The organism is Verrucomicrobia bacterium S94 (assembly GCA_004299845.1).
Classification (GTDB): domain Bacteria; phylum Verrucomicrobiota; class Kiritimatiellia; order Kiritimatiellales; family Pontiellaceae; genus Pontiella.
This window is the reverse complement of the sequence record CP036201.1, coordinates 3,982,918-4,005,735: the sequence shown is the minus strand read 5'-3', so window position 1 is coordinate 4,005,735 and position 22,818 is coordinate 3,982,918. Positions and strand designations below refer to the sequence as shown.

Genomic DNA, 22,818 nt, shown 5'->3' with positions numbered 1-22,818 from the left:
CACATTTCGTGTACTTAGCGGATTCACTATCCCTCAGCGGCATCTTCTTTTTTCGGTTTGGGTTTGCGCGGAGCAGGCAGACCGTACCGATCCTGCATTTCCGCATAATTCGGAATCTGATCCGCATAACGTGCCGCCATCTTTTTCAGCGCAGCGAGCTGCCGCTCCGACAGCGAGCCCTTCCCCTTAAACTGGGAAGCCAGCGACTCATAAAATGTTTTATCGTTAAATTCCCGCTTTCCGCGCTTGGTCGGTTCCGCCCATTCCTTCACATTTTCCATCATGGCCAGCACCGGCGCAGTCGAGGGATCGGCCTCCACTTTTTCCTTTTCGTCCAGCTTGAGCTCTGCTTTAACGGCCTCAAAATTTTCGATCTGGTCCGAATACTTGGTCAGCAGCGAATCGAGATAAGCAACCTGCCGATCCGACAGCCGCTTACCCATCGTAATCTGATCACTAAGAGAAGTGACAAACTTCTTATCATCATAGGTTCGTTTGCCCACTTTCTGCGGCTCGTCAAACTTCACATTAGCCAGCAGCTGCAGTTTACGCGGAGTATCATCACGAACCGCCTCCGGCTCAACCAGCTCCAGTGCTTTCACCAGATCCTCCGGCACCTGCTTCATATAGCGGCAGCACATTTTATGCAGCATTTCACCCTGCCGTTTCGAGAGCAGTTCGCCCTCATTGACCTTCTCCTTAAGATCCTCAAACGTTTTATGATCATCATAGGTCCGTCGACCGGATTTAACCGCAGGCGCCCACTCCGTAACGTTTTCCAGCGCCCGGAAGCACTTTTCAACGAACGCCGGATCCGCCGTCTCCCTGGCATGTTCAATCCATTCCAGCAACGACGGATAAAACTCCTTCATCATCTCCGTCCACTCGATTTTCCCCGCCTCGACTTCGTCAAGCCGGGTTTCCATATCGGCCGTAAAACGGACATCAAAAAGGTCGATTTTATTTCCGTGTTTCAGTTTTTCTTCCGTACGCAGCACGAGCGTCACCAGCTCTTTTCCGAGATCTGTCGGAATCAACGAACGCTTCTCTTTAACCACATATTCGCGCTCGTCGAGCTTCGACATAATCGCCGCATAGGTCGACGGGCGGCCCACGCCATTTTCCTCCAGAGCGCGGATCAGCGAAGCCTCCGTATACCGGGCAACCGGCTTGGTTTCCTTCTGTTCCGTCAGCCAGTCCAGCACATCCAGCCCCTCACCTTTCGTCAGCGGCGGAATTTTTTCGGTCTCAGCATGATCCTCGCCCTCTTTCGGTTTGTCAGCGGCGGCCTCAATACCGGATGCTTTCATATAACCGGGAAATACAATCTCCGAAGCCGTCGCCCGGAACAGATAGGTATTTTCCGAACCGGCTTCAACCTCCACCGTCCGGCGCGCAATTTTTGCAGGCACCATCTGCGAGGCCACAAAACGTTCCCAGATCAGGCGGTAAAGCTTCTGCTCCGCCGCCTCCAGCTTAATGCCTTCCCGGCCCGGCTCAACCGTCACATCCGTCGGACGAATCGCTTCATGAGCCTCCTGCGCCGCGCCCTTTGAACGGTAGGTATTCGGTGTTGAAGGCAGATATTCCGAACCATAATGACTGTTCACAAATTCGCGGCACTCTTCCTGCGCAGACTGCGCAATGTTGAACGAATCGGTACGCATATAGGTAATCAGTCCGCTTTCATACAGCTTCTGTGCAAGGCCCATCGTGCGCGCCGGCGCAAAACCGAGCGAACCGGAGGCTGACTGCTGCAGCGTGGATGTAATGAACGGCGGCCGGGCCCGGCGGGTCACCTCTTTGGTGATCACATCGCTGACTTTCATCGCGCTGTTTTCGAGCTCCTTCTGAATGGCCTCAAGCTGTTCCTGCGTTTTCACTGCTCCCGGCAGCAGTTTGCGGTCCTTCACTCCGACCGGCTCATTGTTAATCCGGGCCAGCTTCACTGTGAACGGATCCAGCGGCTGCTCCTGCTTCCGCACCTGGGCACCGACGGTGAAATAGGTTTCCGGCTTAAAGTTTTCAATCTCGTTTTCGCGCTCCACAACCAGCCGCAGTGCCACGGTCTGCACACGCCCGACACTCTGAGCTCCGCGGATCTGTTTGCGCACCACCGGACTGCCCTGGAAACCGACCAGCCGGTCCAGAATGCGCCGTGCCTGCTGCGCATTCACGCGGTCCATATCAATCTGCTCGGGCTGTTCAAAAGCCGCCAGAATAGCCGGCTTCGTGATCTCGTTATAGGTGACCCGATAGAAGTTTTCTTCGCCGACCGTTTTCTTCAGCGCCTCATAAAGATGCCATGCAATCGCTTCCCCTTCGCGGTCCGGGTCGGGTGCGAGATAAACCTTTTCGCATTTTTTCGCCTCGTCCTTCAGTTCCTTCAGCACCTTTTTACCGCGGGCGGTGCTTACATATTCCGGTTCGAAATCCTTCTCGATATCAACCCCGAGTTTTTTGGCCGGGAGATCGCGCACATGACCGACTGAGGCCATCACACAATAATCCTTACCCAGAAACTGGTTGATCTTCTTCGCCTTCGCCGGCGACTCCACAATCACTAAATTTTTGCTCATTCTCTCTCTTCCCTGCTATTAAAATTTTCCTGTTCTTAAATCATCAGCCAATTCAACCACCTTACCAGGCAGTGTTCGGACGACCCGCTTCATTTCGAGACCGAGCAGCAGACCGCTCAATTCATGACTTGCAATTCCAACGGCCCGTGCCAGCGTATCGACATCCAGCGGCTCCTGCCACAGAGCTTCCACCACGTTACGTTCCTGCTCCGACAGCGGAACATCCGGGCGTGCCGCAGTTGCAGCCTCCGGCATCTCCAGCTCTTCCGGCGGAATCAGCAGTTCATACTCTTCTAAAATATCGTCCAGCGACTGAACCAGCCTGGCTCCGTTCTTAATTAAAAAATGCGGACCTTTTGCCCCCGGCGTATCAATCCGTCCCGGTAGCGCAAAAACAGTACGACCCTGCTCCATCGCCGCATCGGCCGTATGCATCGAACCGCCCTTGAGATCCGACTCAATCAGCAGCACCCCCATACTCAACCCGCTGATAATCCGGTTCCGGTACGGAAACGTCATGCGATCGGCCTGACGCCCCAGCGGATATTCCGAAATCACCGCCCCCTGTGCTGCTATCTTTTCAGCAAGCTCCGCATTTTCCGGCGGATAAAGCCGGTCTATCGCACCGCCCAGCACCGCAACGGTCCGCCCGTTGCCTTTCAGTGCTCCCCGATGCGCGGCGGTATCCGTTCCCCGCGCCAGCCCGCTGACCACGGTAAACCCGGTCTGCCCCAGCTGAAAAGCAAAACGATCCGCCGCTTTCAGCCCATACTGCGAGGTCGAACGCGAACCGACAATCGCCAGTGCCTTTGCATCCTCCGGAATCAGACGCCCTCTGACATACAGCGCCAGCGGCGGATCATGAATAGCCTTCAGGGCTTCCGGATATTCCGTATCCATCGGGGTAATCAGCCGTACCCCCAACTCCGCCGCTTTATCAATTTCAGCCTCGGCATCGAGCGAATCACGCTGAGTGATAATTTTAAACGCCAGCTTCTCACCCACACCACGCGCCTTCATCAGCTCTTCGCAACCGGCTTCCAGAATCGCCCGCGGCGATCCCAGGCAATCGATGAGCCGCCGGACACTTACCGGCCCCAGCCCCTCGATCATATTCAAAACAATATATGCCAACCGTTCCTGCATGAGTGATCCGCGGAATACACTGAAAACACAAATATTTCAGTTTCTGTGTATCCCGCGTTTTCCGTGGTTATAAACTGGTCCAGATTTTTTCCATGAGCTCTTCCGGCACCTCATTGCCGAACGAAACCTTTCCGATCTCAGAAGCCAATACAAATTTGGGCATACCGCCGATGGTTTTTTTATCGACCGAAAGCGCCTCCCGCAATTTGCCCCATTCCAGCCCCGGCGCACGCACAGGAAGGTTCAAATCCGCAAAAATCCTTTCAATACGGTCGGCATCCGCCGGCGAAAGCCCGGTCAGTTCCACCGACACCCGTGCCGCATAAACCGACCCGATCGCCACCGCTTCGCCATGCACATATTCGCCGTAGCCCGCCACTTTCTCAATTGCATGACCCACCGTATGGCCGAAATTCAGAATGGCCCGGAGCCCGCCTTCCCGTTCATCCTGCGCAACCACCTCTGCCTTCACCTCGCACGAGCGACCGACCATTTTCGCCAGCAGCTCCGCATTTCCAACGTCGGGCAGATTTTCAACCTGTTCTTCCAGCGTCCGGAAAAACGGCGCATCGTAAATGATCCCGTATTTCACAATTTCAGCCAGACCGGCGGCATATTCACGCGGCGGCAGTGTTTTGAGAGTATCAAGATCAGCCATAACCAGCTCAGGCTGATAAAACGCCCCGACAAGGTTTTTGCCCTCCGGAATATTGATCCCGGTTTTTCCGCCGACCGAACTGTCGACCATCGCCAGCAGCGACGTCGGCACCTGCACAAACGGAATGCCGCGCAGGAACGAGGCCGCCACAAAACCTGCGAGATCGCCCATCACCCCGCCGCCGAGCGCAACAATGAACGATTTGCGGTCGAGACCGGCTCTGATGCATTCACTGTACAAAGCAAATACCTGATCGCCGCATTTTGTCTGCTCTCCGGGAGGAAGCGTGACCATCGACGGGGAAAAACCGGCGTTTTCCAACGATTGAAAAACGGCATCGCCATAATGTCCGCCGACATTTTCGTCGGTTATGATTAAACATTTACCTTTGAGCCCTGCATCGGCGCAGCGCGCGCCGACCGAATCCAAAATTCCCGCCCCGATATGAATAATATAGGAGCGATCGCCAAGATGTACTGGAACGTCGTATAACATAGCTCGGAGTGTGTAGGGGTTGAAACGGGGGCAAGTCAAACTAAAACGTAGGGCACGTCCATTAACCCTGCTTCCCTCTGACTCCTCATGGAATTCCGTTTTTTTCTACCCGAAAGGCTTCTGATTACCGGCCCTAGACGGCTGAATTGCAGTGTCTTTCGCTGATCCGCCGGTCCGGCGGCAGTATTTATGAAGCATAATCCCCCTGAACATAAACAGCGGATCATAGGGAGGGCGCTCTGATCCGAATAGTTCATCCGCTTTTCAGGCACCGGGCGAAACCGCTCCCAGTCCACCGTTTCGTTCAACCTATCGAGCGCAGTTGTGCGCTGTTTGAGTTTCTCCACCCGTTCCTGATAATCGAAGAATCCGCTGTCGCTGTTGTGCTTTCTGTATTTCATAAACATAAGCTCATCTTTGTACCAGATCTGCAACGGCAGTTTTTTAGATATGCCCTACTGATCACAATTTTATAAACAACAAAAAACAACATCAAACAAAACAAATCAACAAACTTATATATAAATATTGACATCTTCCAAATCCCTGATTATTTTTAAGTCCGGAAAACCAATGAGGCCTAGGATATGAGTCTAAAATACGGGATTTTAATTACGGCGATTTCTCTAATTACCATAGCTGAGCCCTGTTCTGCCGCTCTGGTAACCGATGTGTTTGATTATTCAGGAGCAGGTGCTCCTCCCGGTCCGGTTTCGGCTACGGCAGAAGTCCTAGCCGGAGATCTGGCAACCGGAACACTCGGAGAAGGGTGGAATACCACAGTAGAACTTCCTCTTGGAGCGATATACACGTTGAGTGCCGCGATGCCCGGTGACGGCAACTTTACAATTTCCGGAACCGGCGCAGCCGGCCTCGCCGGAGAAGTGACTGCCCGACGCGTATTCTCCGGACCAACTCTTCTGGCCGGAGAAACCTATAGCTTCAGTCTGAGCACCGAAAACGAAGCACTCGTCGGCCTGCTCGGCTCCATTCAGGTGGAGATTGGGGTTACCGATGGAATAACGGACACCGTTTTGGCCTCGACGGCCACAGGAACAGGACTGTTAGGTATCATTGATTTTCTGACCCTGTTCGGAAGCTCAAAAACAGCAACGTTTAACTTCGACGGATTGGACACCTCCGGAGGGGATCTATACGTTGAACTTCAGACCGAAACGCTGGCCAGCATGCTTGGCGAAACCGTGCAGTTCAACAATATGGATATCAGCCAGGTTCCGGAACCGGTGACCCTGGTCCTGATATCATTTTTCGGCTGCGGAATCCTGGTATGTCGCCGCTTTTTTCTGAACTGAACACCGCCAAATCCAGCGCATACGGGTGAAACACTTCCGATTAAAGCGGAAAATGTAAAACGTGTTTTATGTGTAGTCCCGACTGAGATCATCCACCAGTTCGAGCATAAGATCTTTCCGGACACTGGATTTACGCCAGAAAAGGCCGATCGTCCGCGTGGCACCACCGCCTTTGAGTTTCACATAATGAATCTGCGGATTTCGTTTGGCCACACAGTCGGGAATCAGTGAAATAGCGCGCCCCATCGCCACCATCTGCAGCAGCGTCTCCATGGAAGAAGCCCGGAAATTCAATACCTCGCCCATACCGGCGGAGGAACAGTATTCCAGCGCCTGTCCGCGCAGACAGTGCCCCTCTTCAAGCAACAGCAGCTTTTCGGAAGAGAGTTTGGCCGGATCAACGGTCTTGCGCTTCGACAGCGCATGATTCGGCGGAATGCCCACGTAAAATTCTTCTGAAAAAATGGTTCCATGTTCCAGCGCTGGTTCCTCGACCGGCTCCGCCAGAAAGGCCGCATCCAGCGTTCCCGCCTTTAACCGCTCAATCAACACATGGGTTTTTTCTTCGATCAGGTTGATGTGAAGTTCCGGATAGCTGTCGATAAAATGATCGAGAATCTGTGGAAAATAATAAGGCGCCAATGTCGGAAATGCACCGATCGAGAGCTCCCCGGCATAGGGATCGTTCCAGAGTCTGGACAACTCTTCGATCTCCCGCACCTGCCGCATAATATCGCGTGCTCGCTCCAGCACTTCCCGGCCGGCCGGCGTAAAGATAAATTCCTTATGCCCGCGTTCCAGCAGCGAAATACCCAGTTCCTCTTCAAACTTTTTAATCTGGATGCTCAGTGCCGGCTGGCTGACGTGGCACGCTTCCGCTGCCTTATGAAATCCGCCATGCTCATCCAGCGCGAGCAGATATTTAAAAGCCTGTAAATTCATTCCATCCTCCTGCTCCGAAATACACGAAACTCACAGAAATCCAAGGAAACCGAAATCTCCATAAAGCAGTTTATTTACGGTACGTTTATCCGTTATTCAACTTAATAAACAAAAGTTATCGCTATAGTAAATTCTATATATTTTACAAAATATGAATTCTGTATCAGGTTATTGCGCATCGAACGGGATATCAGTTAACTGACGAAAGGAGCTGAAAATGAATCAACAATTAATAGACGCATTAAGGCTGGTTGTTGCAGATACCTATGCCCTGATCGGCCAGACCCATCTGTGCCACTGGAATGTTCGCGGCCCTTCCTTTTTCTCGCTGCATACCGCTTTTGAAGAACAGTACACTGAACTCTTCACTGCGGTGGATGAAATTGCGGAACGGGTGCGGGCCAAAGGGGCTCTTGCTCCGGGCGGTCTTTCCAACCTGGCCGATATGGCCGGCATGAAGGAAATTAAAGAAAACGCTTCCGCACAGGAAATGGTCCTTCACCTGGTTGCATGCCATGAAAAACTGCTTAGCGACCTGAAGAACGCACGGGACTGTGCAGGAGAAGAAAACGATTCTGAATCCGAAGATCTGATGATCGCACGGATACAGGTTCATGAAAAAACCGTATGGATGCTGAAGAGTTTTCTCGAGCAGTAAATCCCGAAAACCGCAGATTTAAAATTTAATTAAAATCACTGAAAACCAACGAACAGGAGAAATAAAATGGTTAAAATCGGACAACCCGTAGAAGAATTCAAAATGGCAGCCTTCCAGAACGACGAGATCAAGGACATTGCGCTGTCGGATTACAAAGGTAAGTGGGTCGTACTGGCCTTCTACCCGGCCGACTTCACGTTCGTCTGCCCGACCGAACTCGAAGAACTGGCGGACCTCTATCCGAAGTTCCAGGAAGCCGGTGCGGAAGTGATCTCCGTTTCCACCGATACGGCTTTCGTACACAAGGCCTGGCACGATGAATCCAAAGCCATCGGCAAAGTAAAATACCCGATGGGTGCCGATCCGACCGGTGCGGTTTCCAAACAGTTCGGCGTTTACATCGAAGAAGAAGGACTGGCCCTTCGCGGCACCTTCATCATTGATCCCGACGGCGTTCTGAAAACCGCTGAAATCCATGACCTCGGTATCGGCCGCTCTGCGGCTGAAGCGCTGCGCAAGCTTGAAGCAGCCAAGTTCGTTCACGAACATGGTGATCAGGTCTGCCCGGCCAACTGGCAGCCGGGTTCCGACACCCTGACTCCGGGTCTGGATCTCGTAGGCAAAATTTAAGCAGCACAGCTGCTGAATTAAGAAAGTAGATTTATGAATGAAGAATGAATGGTCTGCGAAAGCTTCACGAAAAACAGCACGGCATTCTTCATTCTGACTTCTTAATTCTTCATTCCCCAAAACACACCATCCCCCAAAGTCCTCCCGCTCCGCCCCCGGAGCGGGGGGCATCCTTCAGGAATGGAGAGCGGGCAGCTCTCCTGCAATTTTCAGAACGATCAGGAGAGAACCCATGTTAGAACAAGCTGTTAAAGACCAACTCAAAACCGTTTACGCCGACCTCAAATCCACCTATCGGCTGCGGGTTTCCGCCAAAGGACACCCGGCGGAAAAAGAGCTGCTCGAAATGCTCCATGACGTCGCCTCCACTTCCGACCGCATTTCCGTCGTCGAGCAGGATTCCGAAGGCCTGCAGTTTCAGATCGAACGAGACGGCGACATCCTGCCGATCATTATTCGCGGCATTCCCGGCGGCCACGAATTCACCACCCTCATTCTTGCCATCCTCAACGCCGACGGCAAAGGGAAACAGCCCGACGACGGTATCCGAAAACGCATCAAAGCGCTGAAGGGCCCCATTAAACTCGTCAGTTATGTTTCCACCTCGTGTGTCAACTGCCCGGATGTGGTCCAGGCACTCAACCAGATGGCTCTGATTCACGATGACTTCCAACATGAGATGGTTGAAGGCACTCATTTCCAGGATGAAATCGCCAGCCGTAAAATCCAGGGGGTTCCCGCTGTTTTTGCCGATGACACCTTAATTCATGCCGGCAAAGCGGAACTCTCCGAACTGCTTGAAAAACTGGAAGAACACTACGGAGCCAACCTCGTTGAAACCGGCGAAATCAAGGCATACGATGTGGCCATCATCGGCGGCGGCCCCGCCGGTGCCTCGGCCGCGATCTATACGGCACGAAAAGGATTGAAAACCGCCATTATCGCAGAAAAGATCGGCGGACAGGTCAATGAAACCAAAGGCATCGAAAATCTGATTTCCATCCCCTACACCGAAGGCCCGCACCTCGCACAAAGTCTCTTTGAACATATCAGCGAATATCCGATCGATATCCTGGAACACCGCCGCGTAGAACACATTGACGATGGCGATCGCAAAACGCTGCATATGAAAGGTGGCGAAACTGTAACGACCGGCGCACTGGTGCTGGCCACCGGAGCAAAATGGCGACAGCTCGGCATCCCGGGCGAAAAAGAAAATATCGGCCGCGGCGTAGCCTTCTGCCCGCACTGCGACGGCCCCTTCTATAAAGACAAACCGGTCGTCGTGGTCGGCGGCGGAAACTCCGGCGTTGAAGCGGCGATTGATCTTGCCGGCATCTGCTCACACGTCACCCTGCTTGAATTTTCCGAGCAGCTGAAAGCCGACGGCGTGCTTGTAGACAAAGCCCAATCCCTCGATAATGTAACCATTCACACCAATGCCGCCGCCTCCCGCATACTCGATAACGGCGACAAAGTTTCCGGCATTGAATTCACCGACCGTGTATCGAACGAGATCCGGACCGTGCAGGCCGACGGTATTTTCGTCCAGATCGGACTGAGCCCGAATACCGCGCCATTCAAAGAGCTGGTTGAAATGAACCAAATGGGCGAAATCGTCGTGGACGGCCATTGCCGCACCAATAAAGCAGGCATTTATGCCGCCGGCGATTTAACCACCGTCCCCTACAAACAGATCATCATCGCCATGGGTGAAGGCGCCAAAGCCGGACTCAGTGCATTTGAAGATTTCGCCCGCGGAAATATCCAACAGCTGGACTGACGCCGTTAAAGAACCGGAACGCAAAGAAACTCAACGCTCCGCATAACATTGCGGTCATAGTATTCTTTGCGTTAACGGGAGCTTTTCATGTGGAATAAAACGTACTCAACCAATGAATTTGTTTACGGCACCGAGCCGAATGACTTTCTAAAGAAAAATGCCGATCTACTGAAACCCGGCAGTGTTCTCTGTCTGGCGGACGGCGAAGGGCGGAACGGGGTTTATCTGGCTAAACGGGGATTTGATGTCACCTCTGTGGATCAATCCGAAGTCGGGCTTCGGAAAGCCCGGAAGCTGGCCGAAGCAAATAACGTGGAAATTAAAACCATCTGCGCGGATCTGAATGATTTTGCGGAAGAGCCGAACTGCTGGGACAACATTGTCTCCATCTTCTGTCATCTGCAGCCGCCTCTGCGTAAAAAAGTGCATGCAGCTTCTGCGAAAGCCCTGACCGGAAACGGAATTTTCCTCCTCGAAGCCTACGCCCCCGAGCATCTTGAAATGCCCGGCACCGGCGGTCCTCCGGTTCCGGAAATGATGTATTCCGCCAAAATGCTCAAACAGGATTTCGAATCGCTCGACATTTTCCATGTCCGGCAAACTGAACGCGAAGTCAATGAAGGCTCAAAACATTACGGCCAGGCCGCCGTGGTTCAGTTTATCGCCCGACGGATTTAATCCGTCCGGAGCTGCGTGCATTTTGTCAGCACCGTATGGAAATGCATACACGGAAAATAATATGGTCAAAAACAACAAAAGGACAGGCCGTAGGCCTGCCCTGAATACAGAACCGAACTCTAAAGACAAAGCATGAATGCCACCAGATCCTGTTTTTCCTGCTCGGATAGTTTCAGCCCCTGGATAAGATTGAAAAATTCAACTGTATCGGCAAGGGTGAGCAGTCGGCCATCATGCATGTAGGGCGGTGAGTCCTTGATGCCGCGTAACGGAAAGGTTTTGATCGGCCCGTCAGCGCTGGCCAGCCGTCCGTTGACCATCTGCTCCCTGAAGAAGCGTTCAGCCTTCAGGTTGTGCATGAGATTATCCGTGTAGTATGGCGCGGGATGGCATACAGAACATTGCGCCTTCCCGAAAAAAAGATCCTGTCCACGCAATTCCTGCTCTGTGGCTTTGGCAGGATCAAGCTTGCCGTAAAGATTCAGACTGGGTGCCGGAGGAAAATCAAGGATGGATTGAAACTCAGCCATGAAATGTGCCTGACTGCCTCGATCAATCACATTCACGCCCTTTTTGGCGGCGATAACATGATCGCCGTCGAAATAGGCCGCCCGCTGTTCAAACTCGGAAAAATCCTCTATCGAATTGAGCGCCCGTTGCGATCCGAAGAGCCGCTGAATGTTCACACCACGCAATGTCGGTATATCCAGACGGTGGCGAAGCTCCTGGGGACGGATATCACCCACCAAATGAGTCGCTGCATTCCCGTGACCGTTGACATGACAGTCGAAACAGGTCACCCCTCGACTGGGCTCGGCGGACCGGCGGTCCTCGGTCTGGTTGAACTGCTGTTGCGGAAACGGAGTTACCAGCAGGCGGAGTCCCTCAATCTGCTTCGGATTGAGAATGCCGTTAAACAGTTCGTAGTAATTCATGATCGTAACCACCTGACCCTGCGAAACATCCCCCAGATCCGAACGGGTCGTCAGATAGATGGCCGGAGGGTATTCCGGCAGAAAATGATCCGGCAAATCCAGATCGAGGTCAAATCGGGTCAGATCGCGCCCTTCCTGCCTGTTGATCTCATCGATATGGAATTGAGGAAACACCATGCCACCTTCTGCATGATTCGGATGCGGCAAAGGAAGAAATCCTTTGGGCCATACCCCCTTTTCCCTGATCTGCTCCGGCGTCATATCGGCCAGGGCCTCCCACGTAATATTTTCGGGAAGCTTTACGCGCACACCGCCCTGAACCGGCTTTCCGCGGCCGGAACTGACCACACCGGGAATCGGTTTGTCACTCAGGTCGTAGCGTTCCTCCAGCAATTTCATCTGCCGCTCCATAACCTGGGGCTTCTCCTGCGCCATACGTTTCATGACCGAATCAAAGTCTTCGGTCAACGCAACCGGAGCATAACTTGTTGCCTGTTCCGCAGCAACTTCACCTGCAATCCCGATAGACAGAACCAACGCCCACCTGAAACCGGTGAACCCTTTTGATTGTTCCCTCATTATCCTCCTCCTTGTCTGTGATAACCTGCGGATATTCGCAGATACCCGGGAACGGCCACATCTCATTCATGAACTCCATGAAGTACTGCCGCCCCTAAAGGCCTGAGTACTTTTAACAAGGGATCAACAGATCGTCAATTAAATACACGTATAATATTATACGTATTTTAACCCATATTGATTTCAGTCGCCGGACTGAATATCCTGCGGATTCCGGACAGCCCGCACAGATGGACACCACACATCCACTCACTCCGCCTCCTCCGACAGATCCAGCAGAAAGGCGCAGCGTTCAGCGGCAAAAGCAAGAATTCCATCACCTTCGGGGTCCAGGTCCACCTGCTCAACATAGGCCTCGTAGCTGTCAAGCTTGCAGGTATCCTCCCGGACATCGGCATCAATAAGTTTATCGTAGCGACTGATCATGGGACCCAAGCACCTCGGAATCGAGCCACAGCTCAGCCATCTCGTGTACATACTGCAGATATCGTTCCCGAATCTCCGGAACCGCCAACAGGCGGGATGCAAAGGGGCGGTCGTCCCGATCGGCGGCCGCTAATGGATCCAATGTTGCCCCCCCTTTCTCCCCGCCGGGATCAGATAGAGCGCCCGGGCCCAATAACCGTCGTTGTTCACCAGCACATTTTCCAGCGCGAGAAAACGAAGCGCCCCACCGATATCCAGCAGGGATCCCGACTTCGCTTCCACCTGATCCGATTCAACACCATCCAGGGTATGACAAAGCAGAATCAGACTGACCCACGCGCGCAGATCCTCCCCGGATTTCAACTCAAAGATTTCCCGGTATACGTCAAGCTCCTCTCCCATATCATTCAGCAAACCGCGTGCATTGGGACTGCACGGTCGAAAGTCCTCAACAGAAAAAGCAGAAGATCTATGCTGAAGAGCCCGGTATGCCGGCAGCCCGGAAGGCTTAGATCTATTTAGACAAAATACCTATTAATTAGCCCGTATTTTTATCCTAGCTGTCTGCATGCATCTCCGATATAGGAATCATTCTTATTTGCGGAGATTGGGTACATGACATGGAAATGCACGGTTTGCGGATACATCCACGAAGGCGATGAAGCCCCGGACACCTGCCCGGTATGCAATGCGGCAGCATCGGCGTTTGAACAGGAAGCACCAACCGGCACTTCGACGGTAAAAATCTGGAAATGCACGGTCTGCGGCTACGAACACGAAGGCCCGGAACCGCCGGAAACCTGTCCGGTCTGCGGCGTGCCGGCCTCTGAATTTTCTGAAGTCTCTGCAGACACACCGAAAACAGAAAAAATGCCGGCTGAAGATTCGACCGTTTCCGACGTGATGGTTGAAACGATGATCAACTGGGGCGTGACAACCGTGTTCGGCATGGTGGGCCACTCCAATCTCGGGCTTGCCGATGCCATCCGTAAACAATGCGAAGCAGGCAGACTGACCTATATCGGTATCCGGCACGAGGGAGCCGCCGCATTTGCCGCCTCCGCCTATGGGAAACTCACCGGTAAACCGGCCGCCTGTCTGTCGATTGCCGGCCCCGGTGCCACCAATCTGCTGACCGGACTCTGGGATGCCCGTATGGACCGGGTCCCCATCCTCGCCCTGACCGGCCAGATCGATACCCAGGTCCTCGGCCCCGGAGCCTTCCAGGAAGTTGATCTCGCGGAAGCTTTTTCCAGCGTAGCGTGCTGGAGCCAGACCGTACTGAAAAACAGTCACCATGCGGAGCTGATGAATCTGGCACTGAAAAATGCTCAGCTTCAACGCAATGTCGGCCATCTGATTTTCCCGAACGAAGTCCAAACCCGTTCCGCTCCGGAACAACGGGCCGGAACACCGGAGGGCCGGCTTCCGGATCTTGAAATCTCCCCGCCTGCATCCGCCCTTTCTCTGGCCCTGGAACATTTGAATCAGGCCAGACACCCGGTCATCATCGTCGGCCACGGCGCACGCTTTGAAATGCCTGCCGTCAAAAAACTGGCGGAAAAACTCAACTGTCCGGTCATCACTACCTTTAAAGGCAAAGGGCTGATCCGCGATGACGATGAACTGGGCTGCGGCGTACTCGGCCGCAGCGGCACACCGGTTTCAGCCCACTTTATGAACAGCGCAGATCTGCTGCTGGTCTTCGGAGCCTCGTTTGCCGCTCATACCGGAATCACGCCCGACATTCCGACCATTCAGGTGGACCGAGATCCGCTCACTCTGGGAAAATTTCATTCCGTTAAAGTTCCGGTGGTTGGAGAAATCGGCATCACGGCCGGCCTTCTTTTACAGGGACTGGACCATCCGGCGGCGCAGGACCGGCGGAGCGAAATCGCCGGAAAGAAAGCCGAATGGAAAAAGGAAAAGGAAATCCGCGCGGCCAAAGACCAGGGCAACGGCCTGAATGCAGCTACGGTTTTTGCCGCACTGAGCGGACTGATTCCGGAAGAGGCCGTGATTGCCGTTGACGTGGGTAACAACACCTACTCCTTCGGACGTTATTTTGAGAGTAAGGGGCAGCCGGTTCTGATGTCGGGCTATCTCGGCTCAATCGGATTCGGCTATCCCGCCGCCATGGGCGCCTGGACTGCGGAACCGGAACGGCCGATTATTGCCCTGACGGGCGACGGCGGGTTCGGACAGTATATGGGGGAACTCTGCACCGCTGTAAAATACGGCATGAACATCACTCATATCCTGATCAACAACAATGAACTCGGAAAAATTTCAAGTGAACAGCGCATGGCTGAAATGAATGTCTGGGAAACCGGCCTGCACAACCCGGATTTTTCAGCCTACGCCGAAATCTGCGGCGCAAAAGGATTCCGCGTAGAAAAGGTCGACGCCATCACCGAGGCCGTGCAGGCCGCGCTGGATCATGACGGCCCGGCTCTGGTCGAGATCATGTGTGACCCGGAACTGATTTAAGAAACAACTCTAACAGGATTAAATCCTAAATAGGCGGATAAATGAACAGGGACTTACTGGCAGAGTCGATAGAACTTTAATCGATACCCAGGGAAGAGAGAATATGACGACTTATATTTGCACCGTTTGCGGTTATGAACATGAAGGCCCCGAACCGCCTGATACCTGCCCGGTCTGCGGTGCAGATGCGGGGCTCTTTAATAAAAAACCGGAAGAAGGAGAATCCGCCGGGCACAGTCCTAAGACGCCCTCCTCTGAAAATGAAACGGCGTCGGATGCAGAATCCTATCTGAAAGAGTGGGAGCGCGCTTCCGATGATACCGAAGACTGGATGAAAGACATCCATACCATGGCAAAAACCGGTCGCCCGATCCACGAGCCCATGCGCACAAAGCTTCCGGTGGTTTCCTGGAATGATATTCTGATCAAAGGGGCCCAGCTGAATCCGATGCCGCTGGCGCACGATGCCGATATTTTCACCCGGACGGTCATCGGGAAAAATGCCGCAAAACCAATGACGCTGGAAACCCCGCTGCTGGTTTCCCATATGTCGTACGGCGCCCTTTCAAAAGAGGCCAAAACGGCGCTGGCGAAAGGCAGTGCTATGGCCGGTGCCGGCATGTGCTCCGGCGAGGGCGGCATTCTGGAGGAGAGCATCGGAGCTGCCCGCAAATATATTTTTGAATATGTCCCGAACCGTTACAGCGCAACCCCGGAAAACCTGCAGCGGGCGGATGCCATTGAAATAAAAATCGGCCAGTCGGCCAAACCCGGCATGGGCGGACACCTTCCGGGCGACAAAGTGACCGATGAAATTGCAAACGTCCGCGGGCGGACCAAAGGCGAGGACATCATCAGCCCCTCCACGTTCGATGACATTAAAACCGCTGAAGATTTAAAGGCTAAAGTGGACGAGCTGCGCGAAATCTCCGGCGGACGTCCGATCGGCGTTAAAATGGCGGCCGGCAATATTGAGGACGATCTGGCTTTCGCCCTGACAGCACAGCCCGATTTTATCACCATCGATGGACGGGCCGGAGCAACGGGTTCCGCTCCGAAATTCATTAAAAATGCCACCTCTATCCCGACCGTTTATGCGCTTTACCGCGCACGGAAATATCTCGATTCAGTAAATGCAGACGTGGCGCTGATCATCACCGGCGGCTTTCGTGTTTCCTCTGATATGGCCAAGGCACTGGCCATGGGGGCTGATGCTGTTGCGGTAGCCAGTGCGGCGATGATGGCGATCGGCTGCCAGCAGTATCGCATGTGTAACAGCGGAAGATGCCCGGTCGGTATTGCCACACAGAATCCGGAACTGCGCCGGCACTTCGACATCGATGTATCCGCGCAGCGCCTGGCCAATTACCTGAACGTCTGTACCGAAGAACTGAAAACCTTTGCACGCATCACAGGAAATGCCGATGTGCACGGGCTGAGTCCCAGGACACTGATCACCACCAACTCGGAGATTTCGGCACACACCGATATTGAACATGCATAAAATTGATCCAGCGGAAGTTAAACAGCGCCTTGAGCGGCTGACCGAAGTATGCCGCGCCAACGGCCTGCGGATGACGCATCAGCGGATGGAAGTTTTCCGCGAGGTCGCCTGCACTGGCGAGCACCCCGATGCCGACAGCATTTTCAAACGGGTGCGCAAACGCCTGCCGACCATTTCGCACGATACCGTCTACCGCACGCTCGCCTCGCTGGAAGACACCGGACTGATCAGCCGGGTGGATCCCACCTGCGGCCGTGCGCGGTTTGATGCCAATACCGACGAGCATCACCATTATATCTGCACCCGGTGCGGAAAGATTACCGACATCTATCTGGATGCCTTTCCCGCACTTCCGGAGGGCATTGAAAATCTGGGCGAGGTCGTTTCCCTGCATCTGCAGGTTCACGGCATCTGCCGAAACTGTAAATCAAGTTAACTAACAACAAGGAGTACACATCATGAAAAGCCTGAAAGGTACAGAAACAGAAAAAAACCTGCTCAAATCGTTCGCAGGGGAATCCCAGGCACGCATGCGCTATACCTACTTTGCATCTGCTGCGAAAAAGGAAGGTCTGGAACAGATCTCAGCCATGTTCGCCAAAACCGCTGACCAGGAAAAAGAACATGCCAAGCGCTTCTTCAAACAGCTTGAAGGCGGCGGCGTTGAAATTACCGCCACGTTCCCGGCCGGCGTTATCGGCACAACAGCTGAAAACCTGAAAGCGGCTGCAGAGGGGGAAAATGAAGAGTGGTCCGAACTCTATCCGGCCTTCGCAGCCAAAGCCCGCGAAGAAGGCTTTGAAGCCGCCGCTGTAATCTGGGAGAAAATTTCCATCGCCGAAAAACAGCACGAAAAACAATACCGCGATCTGCTGGCCAATCTGGAAGCCGGAAAGGTCTTTAAGAAAGATGGCGTAATCATCTGGCAGTGCCGGAACTGCGGCTACATTCACGAAGCGGCAGAAGCACCGAAAATGTGCCCGGCCTGTGCACATCCGCAGGCATACTTCGAAGTGCTGGGCGAAAACTGGTAATTCAGTTTCTCATTGAACGCAGAAAGGCCGGGGTTGTTGACCTCGGCCTTTTTTGCGGGGCAAAAACCCACCGTCCGTATTCAGTGAAGATGCTGTCCCTACAGCTTTACAGGGCAGCAATCGCCCGCTCAATCAGTGCTTTGGTGAGCAGAATACCCTCAGTCGTTCCCGGATATCCTCCTTCCCACTCAACACCGATATAGCCGCGGTAGCCGGAGTCGGCCACGATTTTCATGATGCGGTAATAATCTTTGTTTTGCTCATTCCCCTCCGCATCGAACGCATGACTTTTTGCGCTGACGCTTTTAGCAAAGGGCATCAGTTCCTTCATCCCTTTATAGCGATCGTATTCCTCACCGGTTTTCCGGTTGATCATAAAATTTCCGAAATCGGGAAGCGTTCCAACCGTTGGAAGATCAACCATTTTCATCACACCGGCCAGCCAGGCCCCGTTGCTGGAAAGTCCGCCATGATTTTCAACGAGAACATTCAGGCCGTAAGGTTTGGCCGCTTCCGCCAGCCGGGTCAAGCCATCGGCCGCCAGCTTCTGCTGTTCTTCAAACGTGCCGGCACTTCCGGCATTCACCCGGATAGAATGACAGCCCAGCTGTGCAGCCGCCTCCATCCAGGGTTTATGTTTTTCCACCGTTTCAATGCGGCCGGCTTCTTTCGGATCACCCACGCGCCCGCAGCGGTCGCACATAATCAGCAGATTCTTACCCCCCTGGTCATCGGCCCTTTTTTTCAATTCGTTAAAATAGGCGGTATTACCCTCTTTTCCGAAATAGAAGGAATTCACATATTCCAGTCCTCCGATACCGCAGGTGTTTTTTGCATAATCCGCAAAATCGAGCGGATCCAGCGGTTCCACTCCGTCCTCTTTTCCCCAGTGCAATTTACGAACCGACCACTGTGCGAGAGAAATACTGAATGCCGGTTTCGGCTGGCGCCCCCCGGCAAAAGCCATACTGCCGGATACGGCCGCCATGGAAGTGATAAACTGTTTACGGTTCATAGTCTTCTCCTTGGTTATTCCTTTCGTTTCCACGCTGAGCGTGCGCGGAGCAGATCTTCTCCGTCCGCTTCGATTCCGTGGTTAATAATTAAACCGCGCTGTTCCTGACCAATGGACACTTTCCGCCCATATACAGCTTCGAAAAGAAAATTAACCTCCAAAGACTGAATCCGGTGTTTCCGGTGAAATTCGAGCGGCAGATTATTCATAATCCACTCCACATAACGGATATTGCTCACATGGCCATTCTGGTCGAGATCGCCATAATTCACCGTAATATCCACCCTTTCTTCATATTCAGAACGCTTCAGCCGCCCAAGCTTCTCTTCAAAAACCTTCGGTCCAATCGGAAGCGAACGCGTTGTCCACCAATCCGGCGTAATACGTTCGCGCTTTTTATAATCAATGATAAACCAGGCTGTACTTGCCTGCAGCAGAATCTTCCCGGCTTCATCTTTAAATTCGAAATCGCGGTAATAGAACAGTCGGTCTTTTCCGGAGGGCCAGGTTCGGAGAGTCACCTGTTCCCCCCATTTCGGCAGCCGTTTGATTTCCAACCGCATCCGACTGAGCACCCAGGCCATATTCTGAGATGACAGATTCGTGTGTCCCACTCCGAAATGTTCAGCGTGCAAATAGGCCGCTTCCTGCATGAATCTGCAGAAAACCGGCACCCGCGCGGTGCAGTTTGTATCCACATCATACGAACGGATTTCAAATACGGTTTCCCAGATATCCTTCATCATTCTACCACCTGCTTCACTGGACCACACCGCATCCACCGAACGTGACTATCTTGATTTCCTGTCGATCTCTGCGGGGTTGAAATGATCATTTTAAATCGTCTTTGCCTGCATCTCTTCGGGAAGTGCCAGCTGATGGTGATGACAGATTGCAATGGCCAGCGCATCGGCCGCATCCTCCTGAGGCTCTTCTTTCAGATTCAGCAGCCTCATCACCATCCGGGCCACCTGCGATTTATCAGCCGTTCCGGTTCCGACGACCGAGGATTTAACTTTTCGCGGCGTATGTTCTGTAATCGTAAGCTGCTGCACGGCACAGGCCGCAATAGCCGCTCCGCGCGCCTGCCCCAGCACCATCGCGGTTTTAGGATTCTTGGCAAAAAAAGCCCCTTCAATCGCCGCACAGTCCGGACGGTGATCCTCAATCAGATCGGAAATCGTTTTATAGATATTTTCCAGACACTCCGAATGCGGCAACTTGGGCTTATTATAAATTCTCCCGTAAGCCAGCGCACGCATCTTCTGGCCGTGCACTTCAATAATCCCTACCCCCGTCGATCGCAGCGACGTATCAATTCCCAGTATTCTGACGCTATCCATGTGTACAGACTACCGCCCGCCCCATCATTGGAAAGCAAAAAGAAGCCGCCGCATTGGAGTTGTCCGGAGCAGACAAACCCTCTATAAACATTCATTTTAAACTGTCTTCAAATATGAATGTTTTAAAATATATGCTCATACCGGTTGTTTTATTCTGGGCCGGTTTCGTCAGTGCCATCAGTTTTTTTGAGGCCTGGCTTAAATTCCGCGCAGAGGGCATTACGCGCGAAACCGGACTGCGGATAGGAAAACTCATTTTCACGTCCCTGAATAAAGTGGAAATCGTTTTTCTGGCGCTGGTCTGGATCGTCGTATTTTCCACACCGGAATTACCGCGGCTTCCCTCATCCACGCCCGGCCTGCTTCTTTGGGCGCTCACCATGATCATGACCCTTGAAACCTTCTGGCTGACTCCGCGGCTTACCCGGCGTGCAACAGAGATTATTCAGGGCAGCACACCCCCGCCGTCAAAACTTCACCTGCTGTTCATACTGCTGGAGCTGATCAAAGTTACGGTGCTTATCGCATTTTACGGACTCCTGATTTAAGCTCCGGATGCCGATACAAAAAAGGCGCGAAACAAAATTCGCGCCTTCAATACGGTTATCTGAACGGATTTATTCCGCTTCGAGCTGTGCCGCAATTTCGTCGGAAATATCGAAGTTGGAATAAACATCCTGAACATCATCAAGGGCTTCCAGCGCCTCAATAAAGTTCATGATCTTCTTGGCCTGCTCCACATCGGTCACTTCCGTCACAAGATCCGGAATCATTGTGATTTCAGATTCCGCCATTTCGATGCCCGCTTTGGTGATCGCATCGGACACATTATCAAAATCATTAGGCTCCGTGATCACTTCAAACTGATCACCATCGGTTTTCAGATCTTCCGCTCCGGCTTCGAGCGCCACATCCATCAGCGTATCTTCGTCCGTTTTATCCTTATCAATAAAGATCTGTCCCTTGCGCTGGAACATACGGCTGACCGATCCCGGCGGAGCCAGTTCCGTTCCGGCTTTAGTAAAAGCATGGCGCACTTCAGATGCCGACCGGTTTTTATTATCGGTCAGCACTTTCACCACCACAGCAATTCCGCCGGCCGCATAGCATTCGTAGGACCCCTCTTCCAGCGCACCGCCTTCGAGCTCACCGGTACCCTTTTTAATGGCACGTTCAATGTTGTCCTTCGGCATAGAAACGCTTTTGGCTTTCTGCACCAGAGCACGCAACTGAATATTGTCGTCCACATTTCCGCCGCCCGCGGCCGCTGCCACGATAATCTCTTTGGCGATTTTACTGAAAATTTTTCCGCGCGCCGCATCCGCCGCCGCTTTTTTATGCTTAATGTTCGCCCATTTACTATGACCCGCCATCGTCTTTAACCTCCACTATCCAATTTTCACCTGAGCAAAACCGCGCTTGCCGGAACGGATAATCATTCCGTCTTCCGGGATAATCCGAGCGCGTTCGTCTGTTACTTTTTCGTCGTTAATTTTTACCGCCCCCTGCTTAACCAGACGGCGCGCTTCGCCATTACTTTTACAGAGCCCGGCCTGCACCATCAGACTGAGCAGCCCGATTTCCTCCGCCGGAACCACGACTTCCGGAATATCGTCCGGCAGTTCCTTCTGCGCAAAAACACGCGTAAATTCCTCGGCGGCAGCTTTCCCTTCCGCTTCGCCGATAAAACGTGCCACCACACTCTGTCCGAGCATATCCTTCACCGCACGCGGATGCAGCTCTCCGCTTTCCACCCCCGCTTTGGTTGCCGCCACTTTTTCAGCCGGCCAGCACAGGATGTATTCAAAATATTTCCACATCAGATCGTCCGGTACACTCATCAGCTTACCGTACATGTCCCGCGGCTCTTCATCGACACCTACATAATTATTGAGCGATTTCGACATCTTCTGCACACCGTCGAGCCCTTCGATCAGCGGTAACGTCATCACACACTGCGGTTCCTGACCCATCACCTTCTGCAGTTCCCGGCCGAGCAGCAGATTAAAGAGCTGATCGGTTCCGCCGAGTTCAATGTCGGCTTCGATCATCACAGAATCATAGGCCTGCACCAGCGGATAAAGGAATTCCACCAGCGAAATCGGACGGTTTTCCGCATAGCGCTTGGAAAAATCATCGCGTGCCAGCATCTGGGCCACCGTCACATGGGCGGTCAGCCGGATTACATCTTCAAATTTCATTTCGCCGAGCCATTCCGAATTAAAGCGGACCTCGGTTTTTTCCGGATCAAGGATTTTAAAGACCTGTTCCTTATAACTCTCGGCATTTTTCGCCACCTGCTCTCTGGAAAGAGCCGGGCGGGTCGCCGATTTTCCGGACGGATCACCGATCATTCCGGTAAAGTCGCCTATGATAAAAACAACAGTATGGCCGGCGTCCTGGAATTCGCGCAGTTTATTCAGCCCCACCACATGACCGAGATGAATGTCCGGTGCGGACGGATCGGCCCCGTATTTCACCCGCAGGCCTCGGCCTTCGGCGGCGCATTTTTCGAGTTTCTTTTTCAACTCATCGCGGCTGACAAAGTCCACCGACCGCGCCGTCAGGAAATCAACTTGCTCTTCAATATTCATGTGTTTGCTCAAACCG

The 22,818-nt window shown here is 53.1% G+C and carries 21 protein-coding genes; 10 read left to right on the top strand and 11 right to left on the bottom strand.

What is annotated here, in order from left to right; translation table 11 throughout:
- Positions 1-26: 26 nt before the first annotated feature.
- The 3 genes from topA to EGM51_17600 all read right to left on the bottom strand — a co-directional run bounded on the left by topA (position 27) and on the right by EGM51_17600 (position 4,878).
- Positions 27-2,579: a type I DNA topoisomerase gene (gene topA, locus EGM51_17610; protein QBG49125.1), complete on the bottom strand. Its 2,553-nt coding sequence runs from the start codon at positions 2,577-2,579 to the stop codon at positions 27-29.
- Between the two features lie 18 nt (positions 2,580-2,597).
- Complete coding sequence (gene dprA, locus EGM51_17605) at positions 2,598-3,725, bottom strand: DNA-protecting protein DprA (GenBank protein ID QBG49124.1); 1,128 nt, start codon at positions 3,723-3,725, stop codon at positions 2,598-2,600.
- 67 nt (positions 3,726-3,792) lie between these two features.
- Positions 3,793-4,878: a 3-dehydroquinate synthase gene (locus tag EGM51_17600; GenBank protein QBG49123.1), complete on the bottom strand. Its 1,086-nt coding sequence runs from the start codon at positions 4,876-4,878 to the stop codon at positions 3,793-3,795.
- A gap of 587 nt (positions 4,879-5,465) precedes the next feature.
- On the opposite strand from EGM51_17600, the gene EGM51_17595 reads away from it, so the two are divergent.
- On the top strand, positions 5,466-6,191 hold the full coding sequence (locus EGM51_17595) for a hypothetical protein (protein ID QBG49122.1): 726 nt from the start codon (positions 5,466-5,468) through the stop codon (positions 6,189-6,191).
- 66 nt (positions 6,192-6,257) lie between these two features.
- Here the strand turns inward: EGM51_17595 and EGM51_17590 are convergent, their stop codons facing one another.
- A complete protein-coding gene (locus tag EGM51_17590) occupies positions 6,258-7,133 on the bottom strand; it encodes a LysR family transcriptional regulator (protein ID QBG49121.1) in 876 nt (291 codons plus the stop codon).
- Positions 7,134-7,350: 217 nt separating this feature from the next.
- Here EGM51_17590 and EGM51_17585 point away from each other — a divergent pair, with 217 nt between their 5' ends.
- From EGM51_17585 to EGM51_17570, 4 genes are all read left to right on the top strand, one after another.
- Positions 7,351-7,791, top strand: a complete 441-nt coding sequence (locus tag EGM51_17585; GenBank protein ID QBG49120.1) for a DNA starvation/stationary phase protection protein — start codon at positions 7,351-7,353, stop codon at positions 7,789-7,791.
- A 66-nt stretch (positions 7,792-7,857) separates the two neighbouring features.
- Positions 7,858-8,421: a redoxin domain-containing protein gene (locus tag EGM51_17580; GenBank protein QBG49119.1), complete on the top strand. Its 564-nt coding sequence runs from the start codon at positions 7,858-7,860 to the stop codon at positions 8,419-8,421.
- A gap of 232 nt (positions 8,422-8,653) precedes the next feature.
- Positions 8,654-10,204, top strand: coding sequence for an alkyl hydroperoxide reductase subunit F (ahpF, locus tag EGM51_17575; protein ID QBG49118.1), 1,551 nt, complete (start codon positions 8,654-8,656; stop codon positions 10,202-10,204).
- 87 nt (positions 10,205-10,291) lie between these two features.
- Positions 10,292-10,882: a methyltransferase domain-containing protein gene (locus EGM51_17570; protein QBG49117.1), complete on the top strand. Its 591-nt coding sequence runs from the start codon at positions 10,292-10,294 to the stop codon at positions 10,880-10,882.
- Between the two features lie 119 nt (positions 10,883-11,001).
- Here EGM51_17570 and EGM51_17565 read toward each other — a convergent pair whose 3' ends face one another.
- The gene (locus EGM51_17565; GenBank protein ID QBG49116.1) at positions 11,002-12,396 is read right to left on the bottom strand and encodes a cytochrome B6; all 1,395 of its coding nucleotides are present in this window, start codon (positions 12,394-12,396) and stop codon (positions 11,002-11,004) included.
- 555 nt (positions 12,397-12,951) lie between these two features.
- Positions 12,952-13,236, bottom strand: a complete 285-nt coding sequence (locus EGM51_17560; GenBank protein ID QBG49115.1) for a hypothetical protein — start codon at positions 13,234-13,236, stop codon at positions 12,952-12,954.
- A gap of 201 nt (positions 13,237-13,437) precedes the next feature.
- On the opposite strand from EGM51_17560, the gene EGM51_17555 reads away from it, so the two are divergent.
- The 4 genes from EGM51_17555 (at position 13,438) to EGM51_17540 (ending at position 17,850) form a co-directional block, all read left to right on the top strand.
- Positions 13,438-15,312: a thiamine pyrophosphate-binding protein gene (locus EGM51_17555; protein ID QBG49114.1), complete on the top strand. Its 1,875-nt coding sequence runs from the start codon at positions 13,438-13,440 to the stop codon at positions 15,310-15,312.
- Between the two features lie 103 nt (positions 15,313-15,415).
- On the top strand, positions 15,416-16,816 hold the full coding sequence (locus EGM51_17550) for an FMN-binding glutamate synthase family protein (GenBank protein QBG49113.1): 1,401 nt from the start codon (positions 15,416-15,418) through the stop codon (positions 16,814-16,816).
- Positions 16,809-17,252: a transcriptional repressor gene (locus EGM51_17545; GenBank protein ID QBG49112.1), complete on the top strand. Its 444-nt coding sequence runs from the start codon at positions 16,809-16,811 to the stop codon at positions 17,250-17,252. Before EGM51_17550 ends, EGM51_17545 begins: the two co-directional genes overlap by 8 nt.
- Positions 17,253-17,274: 22 nt before the next feature.
- On the top strand, positions 17,275-17,850 hold the full coding sequence (locus tag EGM51_17540) for a rubrerythrin family protein (GenBank protein ID QBG49111.1): 576 nt from the start codon (positions 17,275-17,277) through the stop codon (positions 17,848-17,850).
- A gap of 106 nt (positions 17,851-17,956) precedes the next feature.
- Here EGM51_17540 and EGM51_17535 read toward each other — a convergent pair whose 3' ends face one another.
- From EGM51_17535 to ruvC, 3 genes are all read right to left on the bottom strand, one after another.
- Positions 17,957-18,865, bottom strand: a complete 909-nt coding sequence (locus EGM51_17535) for a sugar phosphate isomerase/epimerase (protein QBG49110.1) — start codon at positions 18,863-18,865, stop codon at positions 17,957-17,959.
- A 14-nt stretch (positions 18,866-18,879) separates the two neighbouring features.
- Positions 18,880-19,611 (bottom strand): hypothetical protein, encoded by a 732-nt coding sequence (locus EGM51_17530; GenBank protein QBG49109.1) that lies wholly within the window; start codon positions 19,609-19,611, stop codon positions 18,880-18,882.
- Between the two features lie 90 nt (positions 19,612-19,701).
- On the bottom strand, positions 19,702-20,208 hold the full coding sequence (gene ruvC / locus EGM51_17525) for a crossover junction endodeoxyribonuclease RuvC (GenBank protein ID QBG49108.1): 507 nt from the start codon (positions 20,206-20,208) through the stop codon (positions 19,702-19,704).
- 113 nt (positions 20,209-20,321) lie between these two features.
- On the opposite strand from ruvC, the gene EGM51_17520 reads away from it, so the two are divergent.
- A complete protein-coding gene (locus EGM51_17520; GenBank protein ID QBG49107.1) occupies positions 20,322-20,756 on the top strand; it encodes a hypothetical protein in 435 nt (144 codons plus the stop codon).
- A gap of 69 nt (positions 20,757-20,825) precedes the next feature.
- On the opposite strand, the gene EGM51_17515 is transcribed toward EGM51_17520, so the two are convergent.
- Both EGM51_17515 and EGM51_17510 read right to left on the bottom strand, forming a co-directional pair.
- Positions 20,826-21,581, bottom strand: coding sequence for a YebC/PmpR family DNA-binding transcriptional regulator (locus EGM51_17515; protein ID QBG49106.1), 756 nt, complete (start codon positions 21,579-21,581; stop codon positions 20,826-20,828).
- Positions 21,582-21,596: 15 nt separating this feature from the next.
- On the bottom strand, positions 21,597-22,802 hold the full coding sequence (locus tag EGM51_17510; GenBank protein ID QBG49105.1) for a tyrosine--tRNA ligase: 1,206 nt from the start codon (positions 22,800-22,802) through the stop codon (positions 21,597-21,599).
- Between the last annotated feature and the right edge of the window lie 16 nt (positions 22,803-22,818).

Excerpts from the sequence above, each read along its gene's own strand:
- dprA (QBG49124.1), bottom strand. The coding sequence starts at position 3,725 with ATGCAGGAACGGTTGGCATATATTGTTTTGAATATGATCGAGGGGCTG.
- EGM51_17570 (QBG49117.1), top strand. The coding sequence starts at position 10,292 with ATGTGGAATAAAACGTACTCAACCAATGAATTTGTTTACGGCACCGAG.
- EGM51_17535 (QBG49110.1), bottom strand. The coding sequence starts at position 18,865 with ATGAACCGTAAACAGTTTATCACTTCCATGGCGGCCGTATCCGGCAGT.
- EGM51_17590 (QBG49121.1), bottom strand. The coding sequence starts at position 7,133 with ATGAATTTACAGGCTTTTAAATATCTGCTCGCGCTGGATGAGCATGGC.
- EGM51_17510 (QBG49105.1), bottom strand. The coding sequence starts at position 22,802 with ATGAATATTGAAGAGCAAGTTGATTTCCTGACGGCGCGGTCGGTGGAC.
- EGM51_17580 (QBG49119.1), top strand. The coding sequence starts at position 7,858 with ATGGTTAAAATCGGACAACCCGTAGAAGAATTCAAAATGGCAGCCTTC.
- ahpF (QBG49118.1), top strand. The coding sequence starts at position 8,654 with ATGTTAGAACAAGCTGTTAAAGACCAACTCAAAACCGTTTACGCCGAC.
- EGM51_17550 (QBG49113.1), top strand. The coding sequence starts at position 15,416 with ATGACGACTTATATTTGCACCGTTTGCGGTTATGAACATGAAGGCCCC.
- EGM51_17585 (QBG49120.1), top strand. The coding sequence starts at position 7,351 with ATGAATCAACAATTAATAGACGCATTAAGGCTGGTTGTTGCAGATACC.
- EGM51_17540 (QBG49111.1), top strand. The coding sequence starts at position 17,275 with ATGAAAAGCCTGAAAGGTACAGAAACAGAAAAAAACCTGCTCAAATCG.
- EGM51_17555 (QBG49114.1), top strand. The coding sequence starts at position 13,438 with ATGACATGGAAATGCACGGTTTGCGGATACATCCACGAAGGCGATGAA.
- EGM51_17515 (QBG49106.1), bottom strand. The coding sequence starts at position 21,581 with ATGGCGGGTCATAGTAAATGGGCGAACATTAAGCATAAAAAAGCGGCG.
- EGM51_17520 (QBG49107.1), top strand. The coding sequence starts at position 20,322 with ATGAATGTTTTAAAATATATGCTCATACCGGTTGTTTTATTCTGGGCC.
- EGM51_17600 (QBG49123.1), bottom strand. The coding sequence starts at position 4,878 with ATGTTATACGACGTTCCAGTACATCTTGGCGATCGCTCCTATATTATT.
- EGM51_17545 (QBG49112.1), top strand. The coding sequence starts at position 16,809 with ATGCATAAAATTGATCCAGCGGAAGTTAAACAGCGCCTTGAGCGGCTG.
- EGM51_17565 (QBG49116.1), bottom strand. The coding sequence starts at position 12,396 with ATGAGGGAACAATCAAAAGGGTTCACCGGTTTCAGGTGGGCGTTGGTT.
- ruvC (QBG49108.1), bottom strand. The coding sequence starts at position 20,208 with ATGGATAGCGTCAGAATACTGGGAATTGATACGTCGCTGCGATCGACG.
- EGM51_17530 (QBG49109.1), bottom strand. The coding sequence starts at position 19,611 with ATGATGAAGGATATCTGGGAAACCGTATTTGAAATCCGTTCGTATGAT.
- topA (QBG49125.1), bottom strand. The coding sequence starts at position 2,579 with ATGAGCAAAAATTTAGTGATTGTGGAGTCGCCGGCGAAGGCGAAGAAG.
- EGM51_17595 (QBG49122.1), top strand. The coding sequence starts at position 5,466 with ATGAGTCTAAAATACGGGATTTTAATTACGGCGATTTCTCTAATTACC.